This window comes from Ruegeria sp. AF7 (genome assembly GCF_056541885.1).
This window is the reverse complement of the sequence record NZ_JBQFYX010000006.1, coordinates 118,758-141,026: the sequence shown is the minus strand read 5'-3', so window position 1 is coordinate 141,026 and position 22,269 is coordinate 118,758. Positions and strand designations below refer to the sequence as shown.

At 56.0% G+C, this 22,269-nt stretch carries 20 protein-coding genes; 12 read left to right on the top strand and 8 right to left on the bottom strand.

Translation table 11 applies throughout. The features are described from left to right. Positions 1–328: 328 nt before the first annotated feature. From ACR0AP_RS12825 to ACR0AP_RS12815, 3 genes are all read left to right on the top strand, one after another. A complete protein-coding gene (locus ACR0AP_RS12825; RefSeq protein WP_245220757.1) occupies positions 329–853 on the top strand; it encodes an RNA polymerase sigma factor in 525 nt (174 codons plus the stop codon). Further along, positions 850–1,587, top strand: a complete 738-nt coding sequence (locus ACR0AP_RS12820) for a hypothetical protein (RefSeq protein WP_480507042.1) — start codon at positions 850–852, stop codon at positions 1,585–1,587. The genes ACR0AP_RS12825 and ACR0AP_RS12820 overlap by 4 nt, the downstream gene beginning before the upstream one ends. Before the next feature lie 64 nt (positions 1,588–1,651). Further along, positions 1,652–2,710 carry a helix-turn-helix domain-containing protein gene (locus tag ACR0AP_RS12815; protein WP_480507041.1) on the top strand — a complete coding sequence of 353 codons (1,059 nt, stop codon included), beginning with the start codon at positions 1,652–1,654 and terminating at the stop codon, positions 2,708–2,710. Positions 2,711–2,740: 30 nt separating this feature from the next. Here ACR0AP_RS12815 and ACR0AP_RS12810 read toward each other — a convergent pair whose 3' ends face one another. The 6 genes from ACR0AP_RS12810 to ACR0AP_RS12785 form a co-directional block, all read right to left on the bottom strand. Then, entirely contained in the window at positions 2,741–4,045 is a 1,305-nt protein-coding gene (locus tag ACR0AP_RS12810; protein WP_480507040.1) for a UDP-glucose dehydrogenase family protein, read from the bottom strand. Next, positions 4,030–4,389: a hypothetical protein gene (locus tag ACR0AP_RS12805; RefSeq protein WP_480507039.1), complete on the bottom strand. Its 360-nt coding sequence runs from the start codon at positions 4,387–4,389 to the stop codon at positions 4,030–4,032. The genes ACR0AP_RS12810 and ACR0AP_RS12805 overlap by 16 nt, the downstream gene beginning before the upstream one ends. A 37-nt stretch (positions 4,390–4,426) precedes the next feature. After that, positions 4,427–5,491: a DUF2793 domain-containing protein gene (locus ACR0AP_RS12800; RefSeq protein WP_480507038.1), complete on the bottom strand. Its 1,065-nt coding sequence runs from the start codon at positions 5,489–5,491 to the stop codon at positions 4,427–4,429. A gap of 174 nt (positions 5,492–5,665) precedes the next feature. Continuing rightward, a complete protein-coding gene (locus tag ACR0AP_RS12795) occupies positions 5,666–7,105 on the bottom strand; it encodes a mannose-1-phosphate guanylyltransferase/mannose-6-phosphate isomerase (RefSeq protein ID WP_480507037.1) in 1,440 nt (479 codons plus the stop codon). 71 nt (positions 7,106–7,176) lie between these two features. After that, positions 7,177–8,070: a UTP--glucose-1-phosphate uridylyltransferase gene (locus ACR0AP_RS12790; RefSeq protein WP_480483625.1), complete on the bottom strand. Its 894-nt coding sequence runs from the start codon at positions 8,068–8,070 to the stop codon at positions 7,177–7,179. Between the two features lie 644 nt (positions 8,071–8,714). Further along, the gene (locus ACR0AP_RS12785) at positions 8,715–9,950 is read right to left on the bottom strand and encodes a lytic murein transglycosylase (RefSeq protein WP_480507036.1); all 1,236 of its coding nucleotides are present in this window, start codon (positions 9,948–9,950) and stop codon (positions 8,715–8,717) included. Between the two features lie 186 nt (positions 9,951–10,136). On the opposite strand from ACR0AP_RS12785, the gene ACR0AP_RS12780 reads away from it, so the two are divergent. From ACR0AP_RS12780 to ACR0AP_RS12765, 4 genes are read left to right on the top strand one after another with little or no spacing between them, the layout of a single operon-like run. Beyond that, positions 10,137–11,096, top strand: coding sequence for a cytochrome ubiquinol oxidase subunit II (locus tag ACR0AP_RS12780; RefSeq protein WP_480507035.1), 960 nt, complete (start codon positions 10,137–10,139; stop codon positions 11,094–11,096). Beyond that, positions 11,093–13,183 (top strand): cbb3-type cytochrome c oxidase subunit I, encoded by a 2,091-nt coding sequence (locus tag ACR0AP_RS12775; protein ID WP_480507034.1) that lies wholly within the window; start codon positions 11,093–11,095, stop codon positions 13,181–13,183. Before ACR0AP_RS12780 ends, ACR0AP_RS12775 begins: the two co-directional genes overlap by 4 nt. Further along, positions 13,180–13,812: a cytochrome c oxidase subunit 3 gene (locus tag ACR0AP_RS12770; protein WP_480507033.1), complete on the top strand. Its 633-nt coding sequence runs from the start codon at positions 13,180–13,182 to the stop codon at positions 13,810–13,812. Before ACR0AP_RS12775 ends, ACR0AP_RS12770 begins: the two co-directional genes overlap by 4 nt. Continuing rightward, the gene (locus ACR0AP_RS12765; RefSeq protein ID WP_245220760.1) at positions 13,805–14,131 is read left to right on the top strand and encodes a cytochrome o ubiquinol oxidase subunit IV; all 327 of its coding nucleotides are present in this window, start codon (positions 13,805–13,807) and stop codon (positions 14,129–14,131) included. The genes ACR0AP_RS12770 and ACR0AP_RS12765 overlap by 8 nt, the downstream gene beginning before the upstream one ends. A gap of 73 nt (positions 14,132–14,204) precedes the next feature. Here ACR0AP_RS12765 and ACR0AP_RS12760 read toward each other — a convergent pair whose 3' ends face one another. Beyond that, a complete protein-coding gene (locus tag ACR0AP_RS12760) occupies positions 14,205–14,906 on the bottom strand; it encodes a GntR family transcriptional regulator (protein WP_480507032.1) in 702 nt (233 codons plus the stop codon). 66 nt (positions 14,907–14,972) lie between these two features. Between ACR0AP_RS12760 and ACR0AP_RS12755 the strand changes: the two genes are divergently transcribed. Then, positions 14,973–15,518 carry a HutD/Ves family protein gene (locus ACR0AP_RS12755; RefSeq protein ID WP_480507031.1) on the top strand — a complete coding sequence of 182 codons (546 nt, stop codon included), beginning with the start codon at positions 14,973–14,975 and terminating at the stop codon, positions 15,516–15,518. Here the strand turns inward: ACR0AP_RS12755 and ACR0AP_RS12750 are convergent. Further along, on the bottom strand, positions 15,515–16,879 hold the full coding sequence (locus ACR0AP_RS12750) for a formimidoylglutamate deiminase (RefSeq protein ID WP_480507030.1): 1,365 nt from the start codon (positions 16,877–16,879) through the stop codon (positions 15,515–15,517). The genes ACR0AP_RS12755 and ACR0AP_RS12750 overlap by 4 nt on opposite strands. Before the next feature lie 82 nt (positions 16,880–16,961). On the opposite strand from ACR0AP_RS12750, the gene hutI reads away from it, so the two are divergent. From hutI to hutU, 4 genes are read left to right on the top strand one after another with little or no spacing between them, the layout of a single operon-like run. After that, a complete protein-coding gene (gene hutI, locus ACR0AP_RS12745; RefSeq protein ID WP_480507029.1) occupies positions 16,962–18,170 on the top strand; it encodes an imidazolonepropionase in 1,209 nt (402 codons plus the stop codon). After that, positions 18,167–19,705: a histidine ammonia-lyase gene (gene hutH, locus ACR0AP_RS12740; protein ID WP_480507028.1), complete on the top strand. Its 1,539-nt coding sequence runs from the start codon at positions 18,167–18,169 to the stop codon at positions 19,703–19,705. The genes hutI and hutH overlap by 4 nt, the downstream gene beginning before the upstream one ends. Continuing rightward, the gene (hutG, locus tag ACR0AP_RS12735) at positions 19,702–20,496 is read left to right on the top strand and encodes an N-formylglutamate deformylase (RefSeq protein WP_480507027.1); all 795 of its coding nucleotides are present in this window, start codon (positions 19,702–19,704) and stop codon (positions 20,494–20,496) included. Before hutH ends, hutG begins: the two co-directional genes overlap by 4 nt. Continuing rightward, entirely contained in the window at positions 20,493–22,175 is a 1,683-nt protein-coding gene (gene hutU, locus ACR0AP_RS12730; protein WP_480507026.1) for a urocanate hydratase, read from the top strand. Before hutG ends, hutU begins: the two co-directional genes overlap by 4 nt. The last annotated feature ends 94 nt before the right edge of the window (positions 22,176–22,269 follow it).

Here is a 22,269-nt window from a genome sequence, read left to right as displayed (position 1 = left end):
AAACGGTGCGCACGCCCAGATACCCCATATCCCGCCGCGCCTAAAGGACAGATGCAACCCTGCGGCACACCAACCCATCCCAACATCCAAACACGCTAAATAAGACCTCACCACCAAACCCACAACCAAAACAACCGTCGCAAATGGCCAATATCCAACGCCAAGTTGGTTGCAGAAACAGGCGCTGCAACAATTACAGACGCAAACGTGACTGCATGGAGCTGGAGTTTCGTTTCATTTCACCGCCAAATATGACAATTCTGCCCTTGCGGGTCCGGTCCGTGATTGAGAAACACAAGCAGGTCGCGATCATTCGATGAGAGCTGAGATGACTTCTGAACAAGCCGTCCGCGATGCGGTTCAGACGCATTCGAAGCGTGTCTGGCGGTTTGCGCTGGCATTATCGGGTGCCTCGGATGTAGCCGATGATTTGTTACAGGCCACATGTTTGCGCGCGCTTGAACGACATCATCAGGTGACGTCGCACAACCGTCTGGACAGCTGGTTGATGACAATCTGCCGGTCGATTTGGCTGAACGAGCTGCGTTCGCGGTCGGTTCGGCGCGCGCAGGCGCTGTCGGTGACCCCCGAAGCGGATCTGGTTGCAACGGGACCGGACACGGAAACGAATATTTTTGCGGCTGAAGTGTTTACTCAAGTGATGCAGTTGCCAGAGGCACAGCGCGAAACGGTTATGCTCGTCTTCGTTGAGGGGTACAGTTACCGCGAAGCCGCCGCTTTGTTGGAGGTTCCAATTGGCACGATCATGAGCCGGCTTTCGAATGCCCGGCAGAAACTTAAAACTGTAATGCAGGTTGATGCAGCGGACACCGCGCGACGGAGTGGCAAATGACGTTTTCCGACGAGACGCTATTAGCGTATCTGGAAGGCAGCCTGGATGAGGCTCAGACCCGCGCTATTGATGTTGCGGTTGAAGATGACGCTACGTTGGAACATCGTCTGATGGCGCTGGATCCGATTGCGCCTGTTGTTCGGGATGTTTTTGAGAACCTGCCCGCTGAAGCGCCGAAGGTGGACCTTCCGAAAAAAACGACGCGGCCCGCCAATAACGGGTTTCTGCGTCTTGTTGCGGTGGCTGCCAGCGCGGCGTTTGCAGCCGTCGCCGTAACATTCTGGGCCACCCGGCCAGCAGACTTAAGCTGGGCCCAGCAGGCCGCGATCTATCAATCACTTTACGTCCCGGAAACGATTGCATCGCTGGACAGTTCAGAAGCGTCGCTGACCAAGCAATTTGCAATGGCCGAAGCCGAGCTGGGGCGATCGCTGAATAAGGAAATACTGGAAGCGTTGCCAGGGTTGGAGCTGAAGCGGGCGCAGGTTCTTTCATTCAAAGGCAAGCCCTTGATCCAAGTGGTTTTTGCCGATGATCAGGGTCGACCACTTGCCTTCTGTGTCATTCGCCAGGGACCGAATGCCCCAAGTACCGAAGTCCAACAAACGGTGTTGAGCGGTTTGGCAACTGCAAAGTGGGAGCAGGGCGGTTATGGATATATGCTGTTGGGCAGTTCCCCACACACGGATTTAAGCGCCGAACTGGAAGTGTTGACCCGCACATTCTCGGGTTGATGGAAAACCCTTGTGAACTGTTGCAAATGCCCAAAGAATGCGGGGTATGACGTCGAAGAAAACCATGCCCCTTCCAGAAGACGAGGTCGATGATCTTGGCCCAGCCAGCATCTATGATGGTGATCCGGCAGAAGAAGATGACCCTTGGTTTTTGCCCCCGGACCAGGACGTGGAGGAAGATTTCTTTTTGCCTGGTCCCCGATCGGATCAGCGCCCGTTATTCGATCCGCGCGATTGGTATTCGGCACAATCAGAATTGTCGGCAGAGCTTGCTGATCTTGCCCTGACCTTTGGCGCTCTGGATGAGCGGCTGCGTTCGGGGCCTGAGGGGTGGACGCATCGTTTGGCACTTATGGAAACGTCCGATCTGGGGTGGTGGACAGGGGATCGGGTCAGCGTGGACCGCCTGGCTTTGTGGACGGGTCTGAGGATCGGCGCGACCCACGATGACGTGCAGGCGCTGTTTCGGGCAGGTTGGGCCGTGCGCCGTCTGAGCTCAGGCGCGGGCCCTGCGACAGGCGGGTGGGAAAGCGGGTTGACCGCGTTTCTCGACCGTCTGGCTCAGGGGGCTGAAGCGACGCCCGAAGCGATCGTTGATCTGGCCGAAGTCATGCGGAATGCTGAAAGGCTGCACCCGGTGACACAATCGGCCATCGCGTTTCATGCATGGCGAGCGGTTTCGCAGGGGGTCGGACAAGACACCGAGGCGGCAATCATCGCAGCGCGGCACGCGGCTTCGATGGGGCGGGGCGGCGCAATGTTCATGCCTCTGGCGTTGTCTGGTCCGGGTGCGTTGCGCGGAACAGGTGGGCCGACGGAAAAGTTAGGGTCTTGGATACAGGGCGCCGGGCAAGCTGTTCTTGCGGCTTTGCTGCACCTCGACAGGATCAGTGTCTGGGAGGATAAGGCCCGCGACGCGACGCAGGATCTGAGCGGTCGCACCCCCCCGCGTCTGATTGATGCTCTGGCGGCGTGGCCGATGGTCTCGGCCCCACTTGCAGAAGAACTTACCAATTCTTCCCGCGCAGCGGTTCAGCGGAACTTTGACCTGTTCACCCGGAGAGGCCTGGTGCGCGAGGTCACCGGACAAGGCCGCTACCGGGTTTGGACAGCCGCACTATGATCCGTCAACTACTTGCGAGGACGGGTGCTTTCAGCGTCCAACGCCGACGTAGGTTTCAAACCCCGATTTCAGCGCTGTAGTTTTCGAGTAGATGTTGCGCAGGTCGACCATCCTGGCTGATTTCATTGACGCCGCAATTTCGGAAAGGTTCAGCGCGCGGAATTCATTCCATTCCGTCAGCAGCACAACAACATCCGCGCCCCGCGCAGCGACATACGGATCGTCGCACCATTCGACGCCAGGCAAAAGCGCCTCTCCTTCAGATTTTCCCTGTGGGTCAACAACGCGCACCTTTGCGCCTCCGCCTATCAGGGCGGGTACGATGGACAGTGATGGCGCGTCACGCATATCGTCCGTATTGGGTTTGAACGTGACACCCAGAACCGCCACGGTCTTGCCGTTGAAATGATCGTCACATGCGTCACGAATCTTCTCGATCATCCGTTTCTTGATTTCGTCATTCACGCGGATGACGGTCTCGGTGATTTGCATCGGATGCGCGTGGTCCTGCCCGATCCGGGCCAACGCGGCCGTATCTTTTGGAAAACATGAACCACCGTAGCCAGGTCCTGCATGCAGGAATTTGTTGCCAATCCGCCCGTCAAGACCAATGCCACGCGAGACTTCTTTAACATCCGCACCAACTTTTTCGCATAGCCCGGCGATTTCATTGATGAAGGTGATCTTGGTCGCCAAAAACGCGTTGGCGGCGTATTTTATCATCTCTGCGCTTTCCAGATCGGTGGTCAGGATCGGGAAGTCGCGCAGATACAGAGGGCGGTATATTTCTGCCATCACTTCGGCCGCGCGGTCATTTTCAACGCCGACCACGACGCGATCCGGGCGCATGAAATCGTCGATTGCCGCGCCTTCGCGAAGGAATTCAGGGTTCGAAGCCACGTCAAATTCGGCCTGGGGGTTGGCGGCCTTGACTGTTTCCCACACATTCCTGTTTGTTCCGACGGGCACAGTCGATTTTGTGACGATAACGGTATACCCGGTGACAGCCTGAGCGATTTCTTCCGCCGCTGCCATCACATAAGTCAGATCCGCATGGCCGTCTCCACGCCGGGTTGGCGTTCCGACAGCAATAAAGACAGCGTCCGCGCCGTCCACTGCGGCTGCAAGATCGGTTGTGAAGCTCAGGCGGCCAGCCGCGACGTTTCGCGCCATCAGCACGTCAAGACCCGGTTCATAAATAGGCACCTGTCCGGCTTTGAGCATATCGATTTTCTGCTCAGCCTTATCAACGCAAATCACATCATGACCGAAGTCCGAAAAACACACACCGGACACAAGGCCCACATACCCGGTGCCGATCATTGCAATGCGCATCTGCCAAATCCTTTTTTACCAATTACTATCAACGGCGCGCGCACAATCGAAGAATCCAGCGCCGGTTTCAATGATTTACAGGTATGGCTGCTAAGTTCCCATGTTTTCTTGTTGTTTTTGAGGCAATAAGTGCAGGAAGAGAGTTTTTTCAATCCGTCGTGCTGCGCAGAACCTGTTGAATCACGGTCATTGTCAGCTGAAACGATACAATTCTGGGCATAGGTCTGAAGTAAACAGCCATCAGGCGTGTGGTGTTGCGCTGCCTGCTTTTTCGCCCGGAGTTCGGCGTCTTCGGTGGGTCCAATGGAATCGGCGATTGCTAAGGAAATGGCTCGACTACACAAAAAACCGCCCGAACCACAGTTCAGGCGGCAGCTGCACTCAGAACCAGCGCCCTATGGCGATGACACTTGGTGAAAAAGCCGCTGTATCCGAAGTTGCGGAGAGAGCTTTGCACGAGGCTTGAGTGTTTCCGGGCCCATCAAACCCGATGAAACGATTATTAGCTCCAGCGCTGCCACTAACGCTGGGCGCAGAGGAAAATGGCGCTGGGTAGTCCCACGTTATTGCAGCGCTTGCGAATAATGCGCCTTCAGCGGTCGTGCAAGCGACAGGCAACAACGCGGCGGTGCAGATCAGGGTTCCATCGGCAAAACGCGTAAAATCGCCATTGGCATTAATTCCGCGCTCTATAACCGCACCGGTTGGTGTACCGCCAACTTCCGATACCGCCCCCAGAAGGTTGCCCGGCCCATAGCCGTAGTCTGCACGCATAAGTCGACCCGGAGTGGTATCCGTCGCATCGCCTTGGACAGCTGCACCAGCCGCTGTTCCGGTCGCGGGGTCAAAAGTCAAAGCTTCGGTCCAGGATCCTCCGTCTGGGGACACTTTGATTGAAAACCCCGTACTTCCGGATAACCCCATTTCAGCGTGGCCGGTCCAGTTCGACTGAAACACCAGCGATGCCGTATCGCTCGCACCCGCCTTGTTGATCTTCAGCTGATGCCCGCCGCCCTCATGGCTCAGAAGCGAGGCTGGGCTTCGGACAGACAAGCGATTCGTAAGGTCTGAGCTTGTTGCCACCCCAATACCGTCCAGGTTCTGTGTGTTGACGGGCAAGGGTAGCCAATCAGACCCATTCCAGAATTTCAGTTCACCAGTGTTCTCGTCCCAGGCGCGCCAGCCCGCATACGGGGTCAAGAAATGCCAGGCGTCGTCCAGCCATGCGGCAAGCTCTCCTGCATGTCCGGCCCAGTCCCCGGTGGGGGTGACGCCTAGAGCATAGACATCGCCCTGCTCGGGGACTACGGGCGGAGTGCTGGAATTGGTCGTTCGCACTGTCAGCTGTACGACCAGATCAAGCTGCCGCAGTGCTTCATTGTGAGTAACGTGTTTTTGAGCCTGCGAAGGTTGTAGAAAAGGCAGGCGCAATCTGGGTGAGGTCATTGACACGAGGGTCCTCCTGTGGCTGTCGGTCCGAAAGTCGGTCGCGCGCCACTCTGCCGTAAGGCGCGTCAATCCCGTCTGACCTGGCCGACCGCACAGGAAATAATCTGTTAACCTAAGAATCTCCGGGGACAAGCCGACCCGAGTATGGCCTATAGAGAACTATGTCGCCGCTTAGTCCCGGGCATAAATGTCTTCATATCGAATGATGTCATCTTCGCCTAAATAGGTGCCGGTCTGCACTTCGATCAAAACCATGGGCACTTTGCCAGGGTTCTCCATCCGGTGCACGGCACCCAGCGGGATATAGACGGACTGATTTTCGCTAACCAACCGTTCCTGATCATCGATTGTGACCTTGGCGGTGCCCTCAACCACAATCCAATGCTCGGACCGATGGTGATGGGACTGCAGGCTGAGCGAAGCGCCAGGATGCACATGGATTCGCTTGACCTGAAATCTGTCACCGATCACGAGGCTCTCAAACCAGCCCCAGGGGCGGTGATCGACCGGAAGCGTATCTGCCTGTTTGGCCCCTTTAGCCTTTAAGGCAGCGACAGCCTGCTTGACCTCCTGGGCTTTGTCCATGGTAGCAACCAGCACAGCATCCGGCATCGCAACTGCGATAATGTTCTCAAGCCCCATTGCCACCACTTCCTGAGCCGGCGATTCTGATCGTATCAGAACGTTGCGGCAGTCGATTGTGGTTACTTCCCCATTTGTCGCGATGCCGTTTTCATCAGGGTTTGACAATTCTTGAACAGCCGTCCAACTGCCAACATCCGACCAACCAGCGGAATACGGAACCACGCTGAGGTTGGGAGCTTTTTCCATGACCGCATAGTCAATCGAGATGTCATCGACGTCAGCCCAAGCCGAAGGATCCAATCTAAGGAACCCCAAATCTGTCTTTGCGTTGTCGACGGCCTTTTGGACAGGTGCAACAAGGGTGCTTGCGAATTTTTTATATGCGGCAACGATGTCACGTGCCGCAAACAGGAAGATGCCGGAATTCCACAGGTAACTGCCATCTTTCACCATCGCCTGCGCCGCATCCAGATCCGGTTTCTCCGCGAAACGATCCAGGCGAACTGCACCTCCGGACACGTCTGGGGCGTCGTTCAGCTTTAAGTAGCCATACCCGGTTTCGGGCCGAGTGGGCGTGATGCCAAATGTCACCAGATCGCTTCGTTCGGCAATTGCGCGCACGCCTGTGGCGACGGCCTGATGAAAAGCCGCCTTGTTTGGAAGCACATGATCTGAAGGCGCGACCAGCATGATGGCATCCGGATCACGTGAGGCAAGGTACAACGCAGCCGCCAGTACGGCAGGGGCCGTGTTTCGCCCTTCAGGCTCAATCAGAATCGGACCGGGGTCGATCCCAATAGCGGTCAGCTGTTCAGGTACAATAAACCGAAAGGCTTCGTTGGTGAGAACCATTGGTTTGGCATAGGGCGTATGCGAGGGTCCAAGCATCCGGTCGGCACAATCCTGTAACAGACTGGTTTTTCCGACAAGTGGAACGAATTGCTTGGGATAGCTTTTGCGCGACAGGGGCCACAAACGCGTTCCTGAACCACCACACAGGATGACTGGATAGACCGTTCTGTTCATACACGTGCCCCTGAATTGCTGATGACCAACGATATTGTTCAATTCTTTTTGTGGAATGGGAGATCCCGTGGCTACTGGGCCGCTTTTCCAGTTGCAACGATGTCATTCAGATATTGGCTCAGATCATCGCGCAGGTCGTCACGGGCAAGGGCAAAGGAAACTGTCGCTTGCAGAAAACCGGATTTTGAACCGCAATCGAAACGCTGCCCGTCGAACTTGTAGCCAAAAACGGGCACGCCGGATGCGATATCCTCGGCGATCGCATCAGTCAGTTGGATTTCACCGCCGCTTCCGGTTTTCATTGCGTTCAGGTTGTTCAATACGGAAGGTCGAAGAATATAGCGCCCGATAACCGCCAGATTGGATGGCGCTTTTGAGGGTTCGGGTTTTTCAACCATACCCTTGGCCGGAATGACCGGGCCGATACTGTCGACGACATCCAGAACGCCGTACGAACTGGTCTTTTCTGGTGAAACTTCCATCGTTGCCACCATGTTGCCGCCCGTTTCCTCATAGGCTTCAACCATTTGTTGCAGACATGGTTTATCTGCAGCAATCACATCGTCAGGCAGCATTACAGCAAAGGGTTCATCGCCTATCAAACGGCGTGCACACCATACAGCATGCCCCAACCCCAGGGCTTTGTGTTGGCGGATATAGGCAATCGCGCCGCTTTCCATATTGGTCTTGTTTAGGATATCGAGAAGCTTGTTTTTGCCCTTGGCCATTAACTCCTGTTCGAGGACAAGGTTGTGGTCAAAGTAATCTTCAAGCGCGGATTTCCCGCGAGACGTCACAAAGATGAACTCTTTGATACCAGCGGCGCGCGCTTCATCGATTGCATATTGCACCAGCGGGCGATCCACCAACGTCATGATCTCTTTCGGAACAGATTTGGTTGCCGGCAAAAACCGGGTTCCCATTCCCGCCACTGGAAAAACTGCTTTGGTGACTTTGCGTGTCATGGTGCCTCTCAAAACAAAACTTGGCCGGAAAAGCAGAGAACATCCGGAATGTCCTCTTAGTCTTCAAAACCGCGTCAATCAATCATGCCCGGTGTGCCGGCCGTTATTGACCAAATCGTGCCACCTCGGTCCAGATGAGTCAAAAGCCGACTCCGGTGTTTCCTGTATACAAGGCCTGAACCACAGTTCCCAGAGACCCTTCCGCTATAACTCTGTGCCAAAAATCTGACGACGATTTGTCGTTCACGGAAAGTTGATATGTTTGGAGCAGCGTCGGTTGCCTTGAAAAACTCCCGGACGGAGTCCTGCATATTGTTCTTTGGATGGGCATAGCGCCTTGTTATGACGAGTAGTTTAGGACTGCGCGGCCGAAAAGAATTTAGATGGCAGAGACTGTGCAACTGAAATTAATACGGCTCACTTAGTCGCAAGCTGCGTCAAGTAACGTGTCTTATGTACACAAGTATTCCGTCGGCAAACATCCGAGCTTCTTGGAAATACATGATCTGACGCATCAAGTCCGTTTTCGAATGGGCAACAATATGGCCGGAACCGCAAAGATTAGTGACAATGGCGGTCTGTTGCGACTGGCGATAAGATGCTCAAGCAAGTCGCGAGGGACCGTTCAACGCATGCTTGGTGCCTTATCGGACCAGTTTTGTTTTCATCGAGATTTCAGGAAAACAGGTAGGTGCAACACCCATCGCTTCCTGCCATCTGCCTATTGATCGGCGGGTTTTGAAACCTGGCAAGCCGTCAACGCCTCCGACATCGTACCCCAAGCTTTCCAGCGCGCCCTGCATCTTTGCTATGTCAGAACGGTACAAGCCACCGACCTTGCCCCATTGCCCTTTAAAATCGCCGCTTCCAAATTGGATTCTGTCACCGACGTGGCCGACGAACAAAGCATAAAGATCGCTTTTGTTGTATTCCTTCAAAACGTAAAAATTCGGAGTGACCAGAAAAGCAGGACCAAATCGTCCTGCCGGCATCATCAGGTAACCTGCCCCCTTCAACTCGTGGGCTGGAAAAGGTTTGCCCGAGACCCGGTTTATGCCCATCGCTTCCCATTGCTGGATTGACTGCCCTTGATCAGGTCCTTCCAATGCACATGAAACGGTTGCTGGCACAGACACTTCGAAACCCCAGTCACGCCCGGCGATCCAGCCGTGCTGTTTCAGGTAGTTGCCAATCGATGTGATTGTATCATCGGATGACCCCCAGATATCGACCTGTCCGTCGCCGTTGCCATCTGCGGCGTAAGCCAAATAGCTTGATGGCATGAATTGGGGTTGTCCTAACGCGCCCGCCCAACTGCTTTTCAATTGCCGGGCTGGCAGAGGTCCTGCTTCCGCGATTTGCAGAGCCGCGATAAGCTCGGCCGTGAAGTAGTCCGCGCGCGTGCTCATGAATGCCTTGGTCGACAAAACCCTGAACGCATCATGGCGGATCGGCACCTGCCCATAGCCGCTCTCTCTGCCCCAGATTGCCAGAATGATACGAGCAGGAACGCCCGTTTGACGTTCGACTTTGGCAAGAATCGCAGAGTGTTGCCTCGCCATCCTGCGCCCGATAGACGTTGCGCCCTGAATTGACCCCGGATTGAAATACCGGCTGGGCGATCCAAACTCGGCTTGTTTTTGCGCCTTGGGCGTTTTGCGTTTATGTCCGGGGGGAACCAGATCAGGCAGGTCCCAGTTCAGAGTAACACCAGAAAACGCCTGTTGCAGTGTGTTGCGCGAAACACCTTTGGCCTGCGCCTGCGGCCAGATAGTCTCCAACAACCACGACTGAAACTGGCGTTCAATTGCTGCACGATCCTGTGCCAGTGCGGTCTGGGACAGAATGATCAATCCTAGAGTGAACAGCAAAATACGCATTGACGATTTATCTGTCCCGACTGGCCTTGCAAGTCAACGGGAAGATGCCGCGCGACCCGTCGCCGTTTACACCCAAAGTTGAAAGAAAATTGAGGATGGCAATCCCCGGTTCGGAAAAACTCTTGAGAAAATTCACCCGCTTGCCGATAGTTGGATGGGATTGAGATGAGGAGAGGACAGTCAGCTGTGGCACAAGTCATTTCGTCCAATCCATCCTTGCTCAGGCTTGTCGTTGTGCTCCTGTTGATCGTTTCGGCGCAACCAGCTTTGGCCAGCGACAGCTTTATGGACCCGCAAGGCCCAATAGCGGCAGTTCAGAAAACGCATTTGCTTCGGGCGACCGTATTGATCCTGCTGGCCGTTATCCCGGTATTGGTGCTGGTCCCGATAATAGCGTTTCGGTATCGCCGCCGGAGCAACCGCATTGCGCCCTACGCGCCGGATTGGGATTTCTCGGCAAAGCTGGAATTTGTAATGTGGGGTGTGCCTGTCATAATCGTGGCCTTGCTGTCTTTTTACCTTTGGAAGGCGACGCATCGGCTTGACCCGTATTCGGCACCGTTTGGTGAAGATCCGGCGCTGCGGGTTCAGGTTGTCGGTCTGGATTGGAAGTGGCTGTTTCTGTACCCCGATCTTGGGGTCGCCACTGTAGGAGAGTTCGGAATTCCGACAAAGCGGCAAGTTGCATTGACGCTGACAACCGATACCGTGATGCAGTCGTTTATGATACCCGCGCTGGCCGGACAGATTTATGCGATGCCGGGCATGACCACCCAGTTACATCTTGTCGCGGATGCGCCGGAAGTGATGCAGGGTGAAAACACTCAGTACAACGGACGGGGCTTTACCAAGCAGAAGTTCCGCACCATCGCAATGAGTGATGAGGATTTCGACGCTTGGGTCGAAAAAGTGCGTAACAACAGCATCCAACTAGATGTGGCAACGTATCGGAAACTGGCCATGCGGACCGACAGGGATGAAGTTCAGGCCGCTTTGGGAACATCTCGGATGCCGGATGATGCGCTCTACTTCACAATAAAAGACGATCTGTTCCGGAATATCCTGAGCCGCTACCACAGCGGTCAGCCGCTGCCCATCGATCTACAGCCTGGAACTGCATCATTTGGGCAGGAGGCGCAAAAATGACGCCGACCGAGACAGGTTTCTTCGGGCGTCTGAGTTGGGACGCTTTTCCGATTGCCGGGTTGATCCAGAACCCAAATACTAATGAGATTGTGGCCAATACAGCCGCAGCTGTTGTGATTATTGGCGTTGTTGTTGTCGTAGGATTGCTGAGCTGGTTTCGTCTGTGGACACCCCTGTGGCGCGATTGGCTGACCAGCGTCGATCACAAAAAGATCGGTATCATGTATATCGTCTTTGCCATCGTGATGCTGGCGCGCGGTGTGCTTGAAGGCGTTGTCATGCGCGCGCAGCAGGCTTCCGGGCCCGGCGACGGTTTCCTCGAAGCCGAACATTTTGCCGAGCTTTTCAGCACTCACGGCACAATCATGGTCTTCTTTGTTGCCGTTCCCTTTGTCTTTGGTGTTGCGAATTACATTGTCCCGCTGATGATCGGCGCGCGCGATGTGGCGTTCCCGCGACTAAACCAGATTGGTCTGGGCCTTACGGTTTCGTCAGGCATGATGCTGATGGTGTCGCTGGTGATTGGAGAGTTTTCGACCGGCGGCTGGACAGCCTATCCACCGTATACCGGCGCAGCGTTCAATCCCGGTGTTGGACCGGATTACTGGATCTGGGCCATCGTTGTTTCGGGCATTGGCACCTCGCTGACGGGTATCAATTTTGCCGTTACGATCTACAAGTTGCGCGCGCCGGGCATGACGTTCATGCGGCTGCCGATGTATTGCTGGACAATCATTTGCAGTTCGATCCTGATCGTCTTTGCTATGCCGCCTTTGGGTGTCGCCGCGCTGATGCTTGCCGCTGATCGCTATCTTGATTTCCACTTTTTCACAAACGACCTCGGTGGCAACATGATGAACTATGCCAATCTGTTTTGGTTGTTCGGCCACCCCGAGGTTTACCTGCTGGTTTTGCCTGCTTATGGCATCTATTCCGAGGTGTTTGCGACCTTCTCGGCCAAACGGCTTTATGGCTACAACTCGCTTGTTATTGCGACCATGTCGATCGCAGTGTTGTCGTTCACGGTCTGGCTGCACCACTTTTTTACCATGGGTCAAAGCGCGCTGATCAACGCGGTGTTTGGTATTGCGACCATGCTGATTGCCATCCCAACCGGCGTGAAAGTCTATGACTGGATGGCGACGCTGTGGCGGGGGCGCATTCGGTTTTCGGTGCCGATGCTCTATGGGCTGTCATTTTTGATGCTGTTTGCCATCGGTGGGCTGAGCGGTGTGATCCTGGCAAACCCAACCGTAGATTACCAGGTTCACAATACGCTGTTTTTGGTAGCTCATTTCCACAACGCGTTATTGCCTGGCGTGTTGTTCGGATTGTTGGCGGCATACAATTACTGGTTCCCCAAGGCCTTTGGATTCCGACTGAACGAATTCTGGGGCCGGGTTTCTGTCTTTTGCTGGACCGGGGGGTTTTTGCTGACATTCATGCCGCTCTATTTCGTCGGGCTATTGGGCATGCCACGCCGCTCTTTCAGCTATAGCGATCCGTCTTTCCACCCTTTCATGATTGTGGCCATCATCGGAGCAATAGTTATTACCTGTGGATTGTTCTCGGTACTGATCCAGCTATGGGTCAGCATTCGTGACCGCGACCAAACCCGCGTTCCTGTTGGGGATCCCTGGGATGGTCGCACATTGGAATGGACTATCCCTTCACCGCCTCCCGCGTACAACTTTGCGATCATCCCCAAGGTTACGGATCGGGATGAATTCACGGCACAGAAGGCAAAAGGAACGGCCTATCCAACACCAGACGCTTATGAAGATATCGAACTGCCCCGAAACACGGGAATTGGCTTTGTCCTGTGTGTTCTCAGCGGCATATGGATATTTGCGCTGGTCTGGTGGATCTGGTGGCTTGCCGCGATAATGACGGTTTTGATGATCCTTGCGGTGATCATCTGGACATTTGATGACAGTACAGAACTCACCATCCCCGCGGAAGAGGTGCGAAGGGATCACGAAGCCTGGCTGGCGTTGGTCCACAGCGAAGCCGCAGTTGATCGCGACTTTGAAACTTCTCCGGAAAACCGCGGCCTTGCCCGCCCGGATCTGGAGGTTGCGACATGAAGCGCGCGCCCACTCACAGCTATCCCGGTATCAATCTTGGGGAACATCACGCCAGCGCCCACAAGGCGACCGAGGTTGTCACCTTTGGGTTCTGGGTCTTCTTGATGAGCGATCTGGTCTATTTTGGCCTGATGTTTGCGATTTACATAACGATGATCGATGCGCAGGCAGGTGGCCCCGGCCCGCACGAGCTGTTTGATCTGAAAAGTGTCTTTGCGCAGACCCTGATACTGCTGACCAGCAGCCTGACAGTCGGTCTTGCGATGCTGGCGCTGAAGTACAATCTGCCGCGCGGTCGCATTGTCTTGTGGTTTGGCGTCACGCTTGTTCTGGGCGTTAGTTTTCTGGTGCTGGAAGTGCGTGACTTCATGGCCATGGCGGAAAAAGGTGGCATTCCACAGCGCAGTGGATTTCTGTCAGCCTTTTTTGGGTTGGTCCCAGTGCACGGTCTGCACGTTGCGACTGGATGCCTTTGGTTGATCGTTTTGGGTATTCAGCTGCGCATCAAGGGCATGACCGACGTGGTTATCTCGCGCGTGGTGCGGCTGGCGTTGTTCTGGCATTTTCTCGATCTGATCTGGATTGGGATCATTGCCATCGTGTATTTCGGAGGTCTGACCTATGGATAGGCGCTCTGAAATGCATCGTCGCGAGCGTCGGCGCTATGTGATTGGGTATGGTGGCTCGCTGTTGCTGACCTTGGCAATGTTTGGCGTGGCACAGGTTTATGGGATTGAAACGGTTGGTGTTTACCTGACCATCGGGTTGCTTGGGTTGGCACAGCTTGTGTTGCAGCTTGTCTACTTCCTGCATATCGACCGCCGGCGCAGCAGCCGTGAAGATCTGCACCTAGTGCTGTTTTCGACACTGGTTCTGATGATAATGATCCTTGGCACCGTCTGGGTTCTTGGCAATTTGGCCACCCGAATGCACATGCACTTGATGTAGTGCCTATTTGAGACAAGCGGAGTAGCGGGTCGAGATTTGGCTTTCGGCAGTACCACCAATAGCGGAAAAAGCCTCAGTACGTTGTCCGCATTTGATAACCCTGATGAAAGGTCATTCGTACGAAAGTGACTGGGGTATTGCGAAACCACGTTGTCCGCTCCAACTGGAACAAAGGTGTTCCGGGCGGAACAGAAAGAAAGTCCTGAAGCGGACCGGTTGCCGGAACAGCTGAGAATGCAATTTCCGCGTTCGAAAAAGGAACCTCGGCCAGCAACCATTCGTTTGGACCGGTGGACAGAAAGTCTTCATCCATGACGTGCGGTACCGCGGCTGTATTGATCCATCGTTCCTCGTACTGGAAGGGGCGATTGTCTGCATGGTGCATACAGCGCAAATGCAGAATTTGCGTACCCTCGGGCAGCCCGAGTTTGGCTTGTAGCCATGCCGGGCAATCAACCAGTGTACGGCTGACCAACGCATACCGGTATTCTGCATTCATATCTTCAATGGTTTGACGGACTACCGCAATCGGCAATCTGGCCTGTTTGACCGGTGTTGTAACCACACGTGTGCCGCCTTTGCGTTTGCGTGTTACAATACCCTGATCAGCAAGTTCACGCAGAGCTCGATTGACAGTCGCGCGGGCGCAGCCGAACTCGGCGGCCAGTTCCAGTTCGGTGGGTAGCAGGCTGCCTTGCGGCCAAATTCTGGTCTGGATGCGATTTAGAACTTCATCGCGGATATCCTGGAAGCCGACGTTTTTTTGCTCGTTCACATTGTGCTCACTATATTTTCGAACTTATTCATATTATGTCTAGGTTAACGGTGAGATGCAAAGAATTTGACCCAGAACCTTATCAGATTGCAGGATTGCGCGGTTACGCCATGGGCCAATGGTGGCGGGGTAACAACCGAACTTGCCGCGAAGCGGGTCGGTAAACATGTCGTCTGGCGTATCAGTGTGGCCCGGATCGATCAGGATGGGCCATTTCCCCGATTTCCGGGGATGTCGCGCGTACACACGATCATCGAAGGGACCGGGCTTGATTTGCTCGGTGATAGTGGTGTTTTACCAGCGCGGCCATTCCTGCCGGTTTCGTTCGACGGGGCGCTCGCGCTGAATGCGCGGCTGTTGGGCGGGCCGTGTCGTGCATTCAATGTGATCTACGATTCAAAGGTCGTTGTTGTGGTGAACGTTTTTGCAAATGATCAGGAATTTGAAGCGACAGCGGGCGAGTTTGTCTTTGTCGCCTCGGGAATGGCCCACATGTCAGACAACACGCCGCTGGTTGCCGGAGACGCAATGACGCTGAACGCCGCTGTTACGGTCAGTCCGGCTGCAGGCGCTAAGATCCTTCGCGTGTGTTTCAATAAGATCCCTAGCTAAAGCTCAGCCAGAAGCTCACTTATTGCCCCTTTGTAGTTACGCGTGACCTTGTCCCGCAGGACGTGATGTCCGTTTTGAACCTGGTGTCTGCCTGCGGACCAAAGATCAGTTACGACATTATCTTTGGCGGCAAAGACTAGACCATCCAGCAGTTGGTGAGGTTGTAGTGCGCAAAGGGCAGGGGCCTGATTGTCGATGGCGACGAGATCGGCCAGCATTCCTTTGGTAATTTGCCCCGCGTTGCGGCCTAGCGCCTGCGCACCGCCAATAGCTGCGCCGCGATAAAGGGTTTGTCCGGCAGAGCCTTCGCCAATCACCAGCACGTTACGTGACAGGTCGCGCAGTCGTTGCGAGTATTCGAGTGTGCGGAGCTCTTCGGTCATGGAAATCAACACGTTGGAGTCCGATCCCACGCCAAAAGCGCCGCCTGCATTCAGATAGACAGGGCCGTTGAAAGGCCCGTCGCCCAGGTTGGCTTCTGTCACCGGGCACAGACCGGCAACCGCTTTGCTGCGGGCCATTGCGCAAGTCTCTTCGTCGGTCATATGGGTTGCGTGGATCAGGCACCAGTTGGACTCAACCGGGGCATTATCCAGCAGCCATTCGACCGGACGCGCGCCAAGGCCAGCCTGCACTTCCTCAACCTCTCTGGGTTGTTCGGCAATGTGAATATGGATTGGACCGGAACTTTGTGATGCCACCACCTGCGCCAGATCGCGCGGACAGGTGGCGCGTAGGGAATGTGGCGCGATGCCGACGCGACAGTCGTCAGGAAGATTGCCGAGCGCACCCCGCGCCTGCGCGACAAGTTCGCAAAAACGGTCCACATCATTGCCAAAGCGTCGCTGCCCCGCCTCCAGTGGTTTTTCCCCAACTCCTGCATAGCTGTAGAGCACGGGCAGATGGGTCAGGCCAATTCCGGTCTCAGCAGCAGCGGCCATGATCCGGTCGCTGAGTTCGCAAAGCCTGTCATAGGGTTGCCCGTTCGGTTGGTGGTGCAGATAATGGAATTCCCCAACCGAGGCGTACCCGGCCTCCTGCATCTCGACATAGACTTGCGCAGCGATGGCCTGAATGTGTTCGGGGTTCAGGCGGGCTGTGAAGCGATACATCAGATCACGCCAAGTCCAGAAACTGTCACGGCCAGCCTGCCGATATTCGGTCATTCCCGCCATGGCACGCTGAAAGGCATGGCTGTGAAGGTTGGCCAAAGCGGGCAGTAGAGTGTCAACGCAGGTGTCGCCGAATTGCGCGACCGCGTCGGGTGTCAGACGGGCAATACGACCATTTTTGATCTCGAGTCGTAGATTCTCTGCCCAGCCGGCTGCCAGATAGGCCCGTTTTGCAAAAATGACCGTCATCCCTACCTCCGGTTTTATGAATAGACATATGACATAAAGACCTGTACCAGAAAAGAGAGAATTGCACCGAAGAGGGATTCGAATGCAAACCCACGATCAACTGTTCACAGATCTGCACGCTGCCACCATGGTTGGTGCGAATGCATACGGATTGATCGAAGATGCTGAGATTGCCGTGCGTGGGGGCCAGATTGCATGGGTCGGTCCGAAGACGCAGTTGCCGGAAGAATACGCGACGTTCTCTCAAACCTCGCTGGACGGGCGGCTGGTGACGCCGGCTCTGATCGATTGCCATACCCATGTAGTGCATGGCGGCCACCGCGCGGCTGAGTTTGAGATGCGCCTTAACGGTGCCAGCTATGAAGAGGTGGCCCGCGCGGGCGGAGGTATTGTTTCGACCGTGAAAGCCACGCGTGCGGCCAGTAAAGAGGATTTGATTGCGCAGGCCCTGCCGCGCGTGGACGCGATGATCGCCGAAGGGGTTTCGGTGATCGAGGTCAAATCGGGCTATGGGCTTGATCGTGAAACTGAGCTGACCATGCTGCGCACCGCGCGGGCCTTGCAGGAAAGCCGCCCGGTGCGCATTGTAACCAGCTTTCTGGGCGCTCATGCTGTGCCCGCCGAGTACAAAGACCGGCCCGAGGCTTATATCGACGAAGTCTGCATTCCGACCCTCCGCGCGGCTCATGCCGAGGGTTTGGTTGACGCAGTGGACGCCTTTTGCGAAGGGATTGCCTTCCTGCCCGACCAACTGGTGCCACTGTTTGACGTTGCCAAGGAACTAGGACTGCCGGTCAAACTGCATGCTGAACAACTGTCCAACCTGGGTGGTGCGAAACTTGCCGCACGCTATGGCGCGCTTTCTGCCGACCACATTGAGTATCTGGACGAAAGCGGTGTCAAAGCCATGGAAGCGGCAGGCACGGTGGCTGTGATTCTGCCCGGGGCTTTCTATACCCTGCGCGAGACACAACAACCGCCAATTGATCTGTTGCGCAAGTACGATGTGTCAATGGCCCTTGCGACCGACTGCAATCCGGGCTCGGCTCCGATGACGTCGCTTCTGCTTGCGATGAACATGGGGTGCACCTTGTTTCGAATGACACCCGAGGAAGCGTTGAAAGGTGTCACCGTGAATGCCGCGCGTGCCCTGGGCCTGAGAGACTGCGGTAGTATCGTTCAGGGCCTGCGGGCGGATCTGGCTGTCTGGAATGTCACTCACCCGGCCGAGCTTGCCTACCGCATCGGTTTTTATCCGCTTCACGCCCGCATATTCGGAGGTGCATTTTGACCACTCTGACGTTAACTCCCGGCGCTGTGTCTCTGGCGCATCTGGAACAGGTTTTTCGCCAAGAATGCGCCGTTCGACTGAACCCGGATTGCAGGTCTGCCATAGCTGCGGCGCACGCTTGCATCGTTGAGGCGGCGACTGGCGAAGCCGCCGTTTACGGGGTCAATACGGGTTTTGGAAAACTGGCAAGCGTCAAGATCGCGGCCGAGGATACCGCGACGCTGCAGCGCAACCTGATCCTGTCCCATTGCTGTGGCGTCGGACCAGCGATCCCGCGTGCAGTTGCGCGGCTCATGATGGTGCTCAAACTGCTCAGCCTCGGACGTGGCGCGTCGGGTGTGCGGCTGGAACTGATTGACCTGCTGGAAGCGATGCTTGGCGCAGGGGTGACACCGGTAATCCCGGCACAGGGGTCTGTTGGTGCTTCGGGCGATCTGGCACCGCTGTCGCACATGGCAGCCGTCATGATGGGCGAGGGTGAGGCCGAGTTTGGCGGCACCCTCATGTCTGGCGGCGACGCGCTGGCAGCGGCAGGTTTGACCCCGGTCGAACTTGGCCCCAAGGAAGGTCTGGCGCTGATCAACGGCACTCAGTTTTCTACGGCGTTTGCGCTGGCGGGGCTTTTCGGCGCTTGGCGGGCGGCGCAAAGCGCTTTGGTCACTTCAGCCCTGACAACTGATGCGATTATGGGGTCTACCGCGCCTTTGCAGCCCGAAATTCACGCCTTGCGTGGTCACCGGGGCCAGATCGAAGCGGGCGCAACCATGCGCGCGCTACTGGCTGGGTCGGTCATTCGCGAAAGCCATCGGGACGGTGATACGCGGGTTCAGGACCCGTACTGCATCCGCTGCCAGCCGCAGGTTGTTGGTGCCGCGATGGATGTGCTGCGTCAGGCTTCGGTGACACTGGAAACCGAAGCCAACGCCGCCACCGATAACCCTCTGGTTCTGGCCGAGGCCGGGTTGATCGTATCAGGCGGAAACTTTCATGCAGAACCGGTCGGGTTTGCCGCCGACATGATTGCTCTGGCAGTGGCCGAGATCGGGGCGATTGCGCAGCGACGCATCGCGCTGATCGTCGATCCGGTGCTCAGCTTTGATTTGCCTCCGTTTTTGACACCCAACCCCGGTTTGAACTCTGGCCTGATGATTGCCGAAGTCACGACAGCCGCACTGATGAGCGAAAACAAGCATCTGGCCAATCCTTGCGTCACGGATTCAACACCGACTTCGGCCAATCAGGAAGATCACGTGTCAATGGCCGCCCATGGCGCACGGCGGCTGGGGCAAATGGTGACCAATCTGGAACGTATCCTGGGGGTCGAGTTGCTGTGCGCAACGCAAGGGGTTGAATATCGCGCGCCGCTGCCAACCAGTGAAAGCCTTCAAGGTATCATGGCGCGTCTGCGTTCTGTTGTACCGGCGTTGGAAGATGACAGGTACATGGCAAATGACATCGAAGCAGCCTCGGCCCTTATTGCAAGCGGTGAGATTTCCGATGGCGCTGGTGTCGCCATGCCGGAGCTTGGCGCATGACTGATCCAGTCGAAGTAGTTCAGGGCGATAGTCCAATTGTTTTGGGGCTGCCTCACACGGGCACCTATGTGCCTGCGGCGATTGATGCCAAACTGAATGCACAGGGTCGGGCGCTGGCAGATACGGATTGGCACATCCACATGCTTTACGACGGGCTTTTGCCCGGTGCTACCACGGTCCGGGCCACCTTTCATCGCTATGTGATCGACGCCAACCGTGACCCGAGCGGTACTTCCCTTTACCCTGGCCAGAACACGACGACCCTGGTGCCGCTGACGGATTTCGACGGGCAGGACATCTGGGACATCCCTCCAACTGAAAAAGATATCATTGAACGGCGTGACGCATTTCATGCGCCATATCACGCCGCTTTGCTGGCCGAACTGGAGAGGGTGAAGGCGATCCATGGCATCGCTGTGCTGTATGATTGCCACTCAATCCGCAGCCGCATTCCTTTTCTGTTCGACGGCGTATTGCCCGACATGAACATTGGCACAAATAACGGGATGACCTGTGCATTGGAAATCGAAACAATTGCACATGAGTTCGCCGCTTTATCCCCTTACAGCACCGTTTTGAACGGGCGCTTCAAAGGTGGGTGGACGACACGCCACTACGGACATCCGGATAACAGTATTCACGCGATCCAGATGGAGCTGGCGCAGTCGACCTACCTGACCTCAGAAATGCCGCCCTGGACTTTTGACACCGCCAAAGCCAACCGTCTCCGCCGTTGGTTGAAAGACATTCTAGACGCCCTCAATGACACAGCATTGGAGCTTGCCCGATGACCGATCCTCGCAAAAACACCCGTGACATCTTTCCGCCCACCGGACCTGAACTGAACGCCAAAAGCTGGATGACCGAGGCGCCATTGCGGATGATGATGAACAACCTGCATCCGGACGTGGCCGAAAACCCGCATGAGCTGGTGGTCTATGGCGGGATTGGCCGCGCGGCGCGGACGTGGAAGGATTTTGACACCATCGTTGCCAGCCTGAAGGATCTGGAAGAGGATGAAACGCTGATCGTCCAGTCCGGCAAGCCGGTTGCCATTGTTCGCACCCATAGCGATGCCCCCCGCGTATTGATCGCAAACTCGAACCTTGTGCCGCACTGGGCCAATTGGAACCACTTCAACGAGCTCGATAAGAAAGGTCTGATGATGTACGGCCAGATGACCGCTGGCTCGTGGATCTATATCGGTACACAGGGCATCGTGCAGGGCACTTATGAAACTTTTGCCGAGGCCGGGCGTCAGCACTACGACGGCGACCTGACAGGTAAGTGGATCCTGACCGGGGGACTGGGTGGAATGGGCGGCGCGCAGCCTCTGGCCGCTGTCTTTGCAGGGGCTTGTTGTCTGGCCGTGGAATGCAACCCGGACAGCATCGACTTTCGCTTGCGTACAAAATACCTGGACGAAAAAGCCGAGACGCTGGACGAAGCGCTGGCAATGATTGATCGCTGGACCAAGGCGGGCGAAGCGAAATCCGTTGGTTTGTTGGGAAACGCTGCTGAAATCTTCCCGGAAATTTACGCTCGGATGCAAGCTGGCGGGATGCGCCCGGATATTGTCACGGATCAGACCAGTGCCCACGATCCGGTAAACGGCTACCTGCCGCTTGGTTGGACCATGGCGCAATGGAAAGACAAGCGCGAAAGTGACCCGAAGGCGGTCGAAAAGGCTGCACGTGCTTCGATGAAGCAACACGTCGCTGCAATGGTGGACTTCTGGAACGCGGGCGTGCCGACGTTGGATTACGGCAACAACATCCGACAGGTGGCTCAGGATGAGGGGTTGGAGAACGCTTTTGCCTTCCCCGGCTTCGTACCCGCCTATATTCGCCCGCTGTTTTGTCGGGGTATCGGACCCTTCCGCTGGTGCGCGTTGTCCGGTGACCCTGAAGATATCTACAAGACAGACGCCAAGATGAAGGAACTGTTCCCCGACAATACCCATCTGCACAACTGGTTGGACATGGCGCAGGAGCGTATTGCGTTTCAGGGCCTGCCGGCGCGGATCTGTTGGATTGGGCTAGGAGATCGCCACAAGGCCGGGCTGGCGTTCAACGAGATGGTTAGAAACGGCGAATTGAAAGCTCCGGTCGTCATCGGCCGAGACCATCTTGACAGTGGTTCTGTCGCCTCACCTAACCGCGAGACCGAGGCGATGAAGGACGGTTCGGACGCTGTTTCGGACTGGCCGCTGCTGAACGCGCTTGTCAATACGGCATCGGGTGCAACGTGGGTTTCGCTGCATCACGGCGGCGGAGTTGGCATGGGGTTCAGTCAGCATGCAGGCGTCGTCATCTGCGCAGACGGAACCGATGCCGCCGCCAAGCGATTGGAGAGGGTGCTCTGGAATGACCCCGCGTCGGGGGTTTGGCGTCACGCGGACGCCGGGTACGAGGACGCGAAAGCCTGCGCTCGTGAACATGGGCTGCGATTGCCGGGCATTTTGGGCTGATTACCACGCCAACCTTTGTTTTGTCGGTTTGCCTTAGCGCTAACGTCACATTTTCCGGTTTCGAACCGGTGCTGTTTCGGCTAGGGCTAAGCCG

What these genes read in the sequence shown, in the direction of transcription:
- ACR0AP_RS12825 (WP_245220757.1), top strand. Translation starts at nt 329, where the DNA reads ATGACTTCTGAACAAGCCGTCCGCGATGCGGTTCAGACGCATTCGAAG.
- ACR0AP_RS12820 (WP_480507042.1), top strand. Translation starts at nt 850, where the DNA reads ATGACGTTTTCCGACGAGACGCTATTAGCGTATCTGGAAGGCAGCCTG.
- ACR0AP_RS12815 (WP_480507041.1), top strand. Translation starts at nt 1,652, where the DNA reads ATGCCCCTTCCAGAAGACGAGGTCGATGATCTTGGCCCAGCCAGCATC.
- ACR0AP_RS12810 (WP_480507040.1), bottom strand. Translation starts at nt 4,045, where the DNA reads ATGCGCATTGCAATGATCGGCACCGGGTATGTGGGCCTTGTGTCCGGT.
- ACR0AP_RS12800 (WP_480507038.1), bottom strand. Translation starts at nt 5,491, where the DNA reads ATGACCTCACCCAGATTGCGCCTGCCTTTTCTACAACCTTCGCAGGCT.
- ACR0AP_RS12795 (WP_480507037.1), bottom strand. Translation starts at nt 7,105, where the DNA reads ATGAACAGAACGGTCTATCCAGTCATCCTGTGTGGTGGTTCAGGAACG.
- ACR0AP_RS12790 (WP_480483625.1), bottom strand. Translation starts at nt 8,070, where the DNA reads ATGACACGCAAAGTCACCAAAGCAGTTTTTCCAGTGGCGGGAATGGGA.
- ACR0AP_RS12785 (WP_480507036.1), bottom strand. Translation starts at nt 9,950, where the DNA reads ATGCGTATTTTGCTGTTCACTCTAGGATTGATCATTCTGTCCCAGACC.
- ACR0AP_RS12775 (WP_480507034.1), top strand. Translation starts at nt 11,093, where the DNA reads ATGACGCCGACCGAGACAGGTTTCTTCGGGCGTCTGAGTTGGGACGCT.
- ACR0AP_RS12770 (WP_480507033.1), top strand. Translation starts at nt 13,180, where the DNA reads ATGAAGCGCGCGCCCACTCACAGCTATCCCGGTATCAATCTTGGGGAA.
- ACR0AP_RS12765 (WP_245220760.1), top strand. Translation starts at nt 13,805, where the DNA reads ATGGATAGGCGCTCTGAAATGCATCGTCGCGAGCGTCGGCGCTATGTG.
- ACR0AP_RS12750 (WP_480507030.1), bottom strand. Translation starts at nt 16,879, where the DNA reads ATGACGGTCATTTTTGCAAAACGGGCCTATCTGGCAGCCGGCTGGGCA.
- hutI (WP_480507029.1), top strand. Translation starts at nt 16,962, where the DNA reads ATGCAAACCCACGATCAACTGTTCACAGATCTGCACGCTGCCACCATG.
- hutG (WP_480507027.1), top strand. Translation starts at nt 19,702, where the DNA reads ATGACTGATCCAGTCGAAGTAGTTCAGGGCGATAGTCCAATTGTTTTG.
- hutU (WP_480507026.1), top strand. Translation starts at nt 20,493, where the DNA reads ATGACCGATCCTCGCAAAAACACCCGTGACATCTTTCCGCCCACCGGA.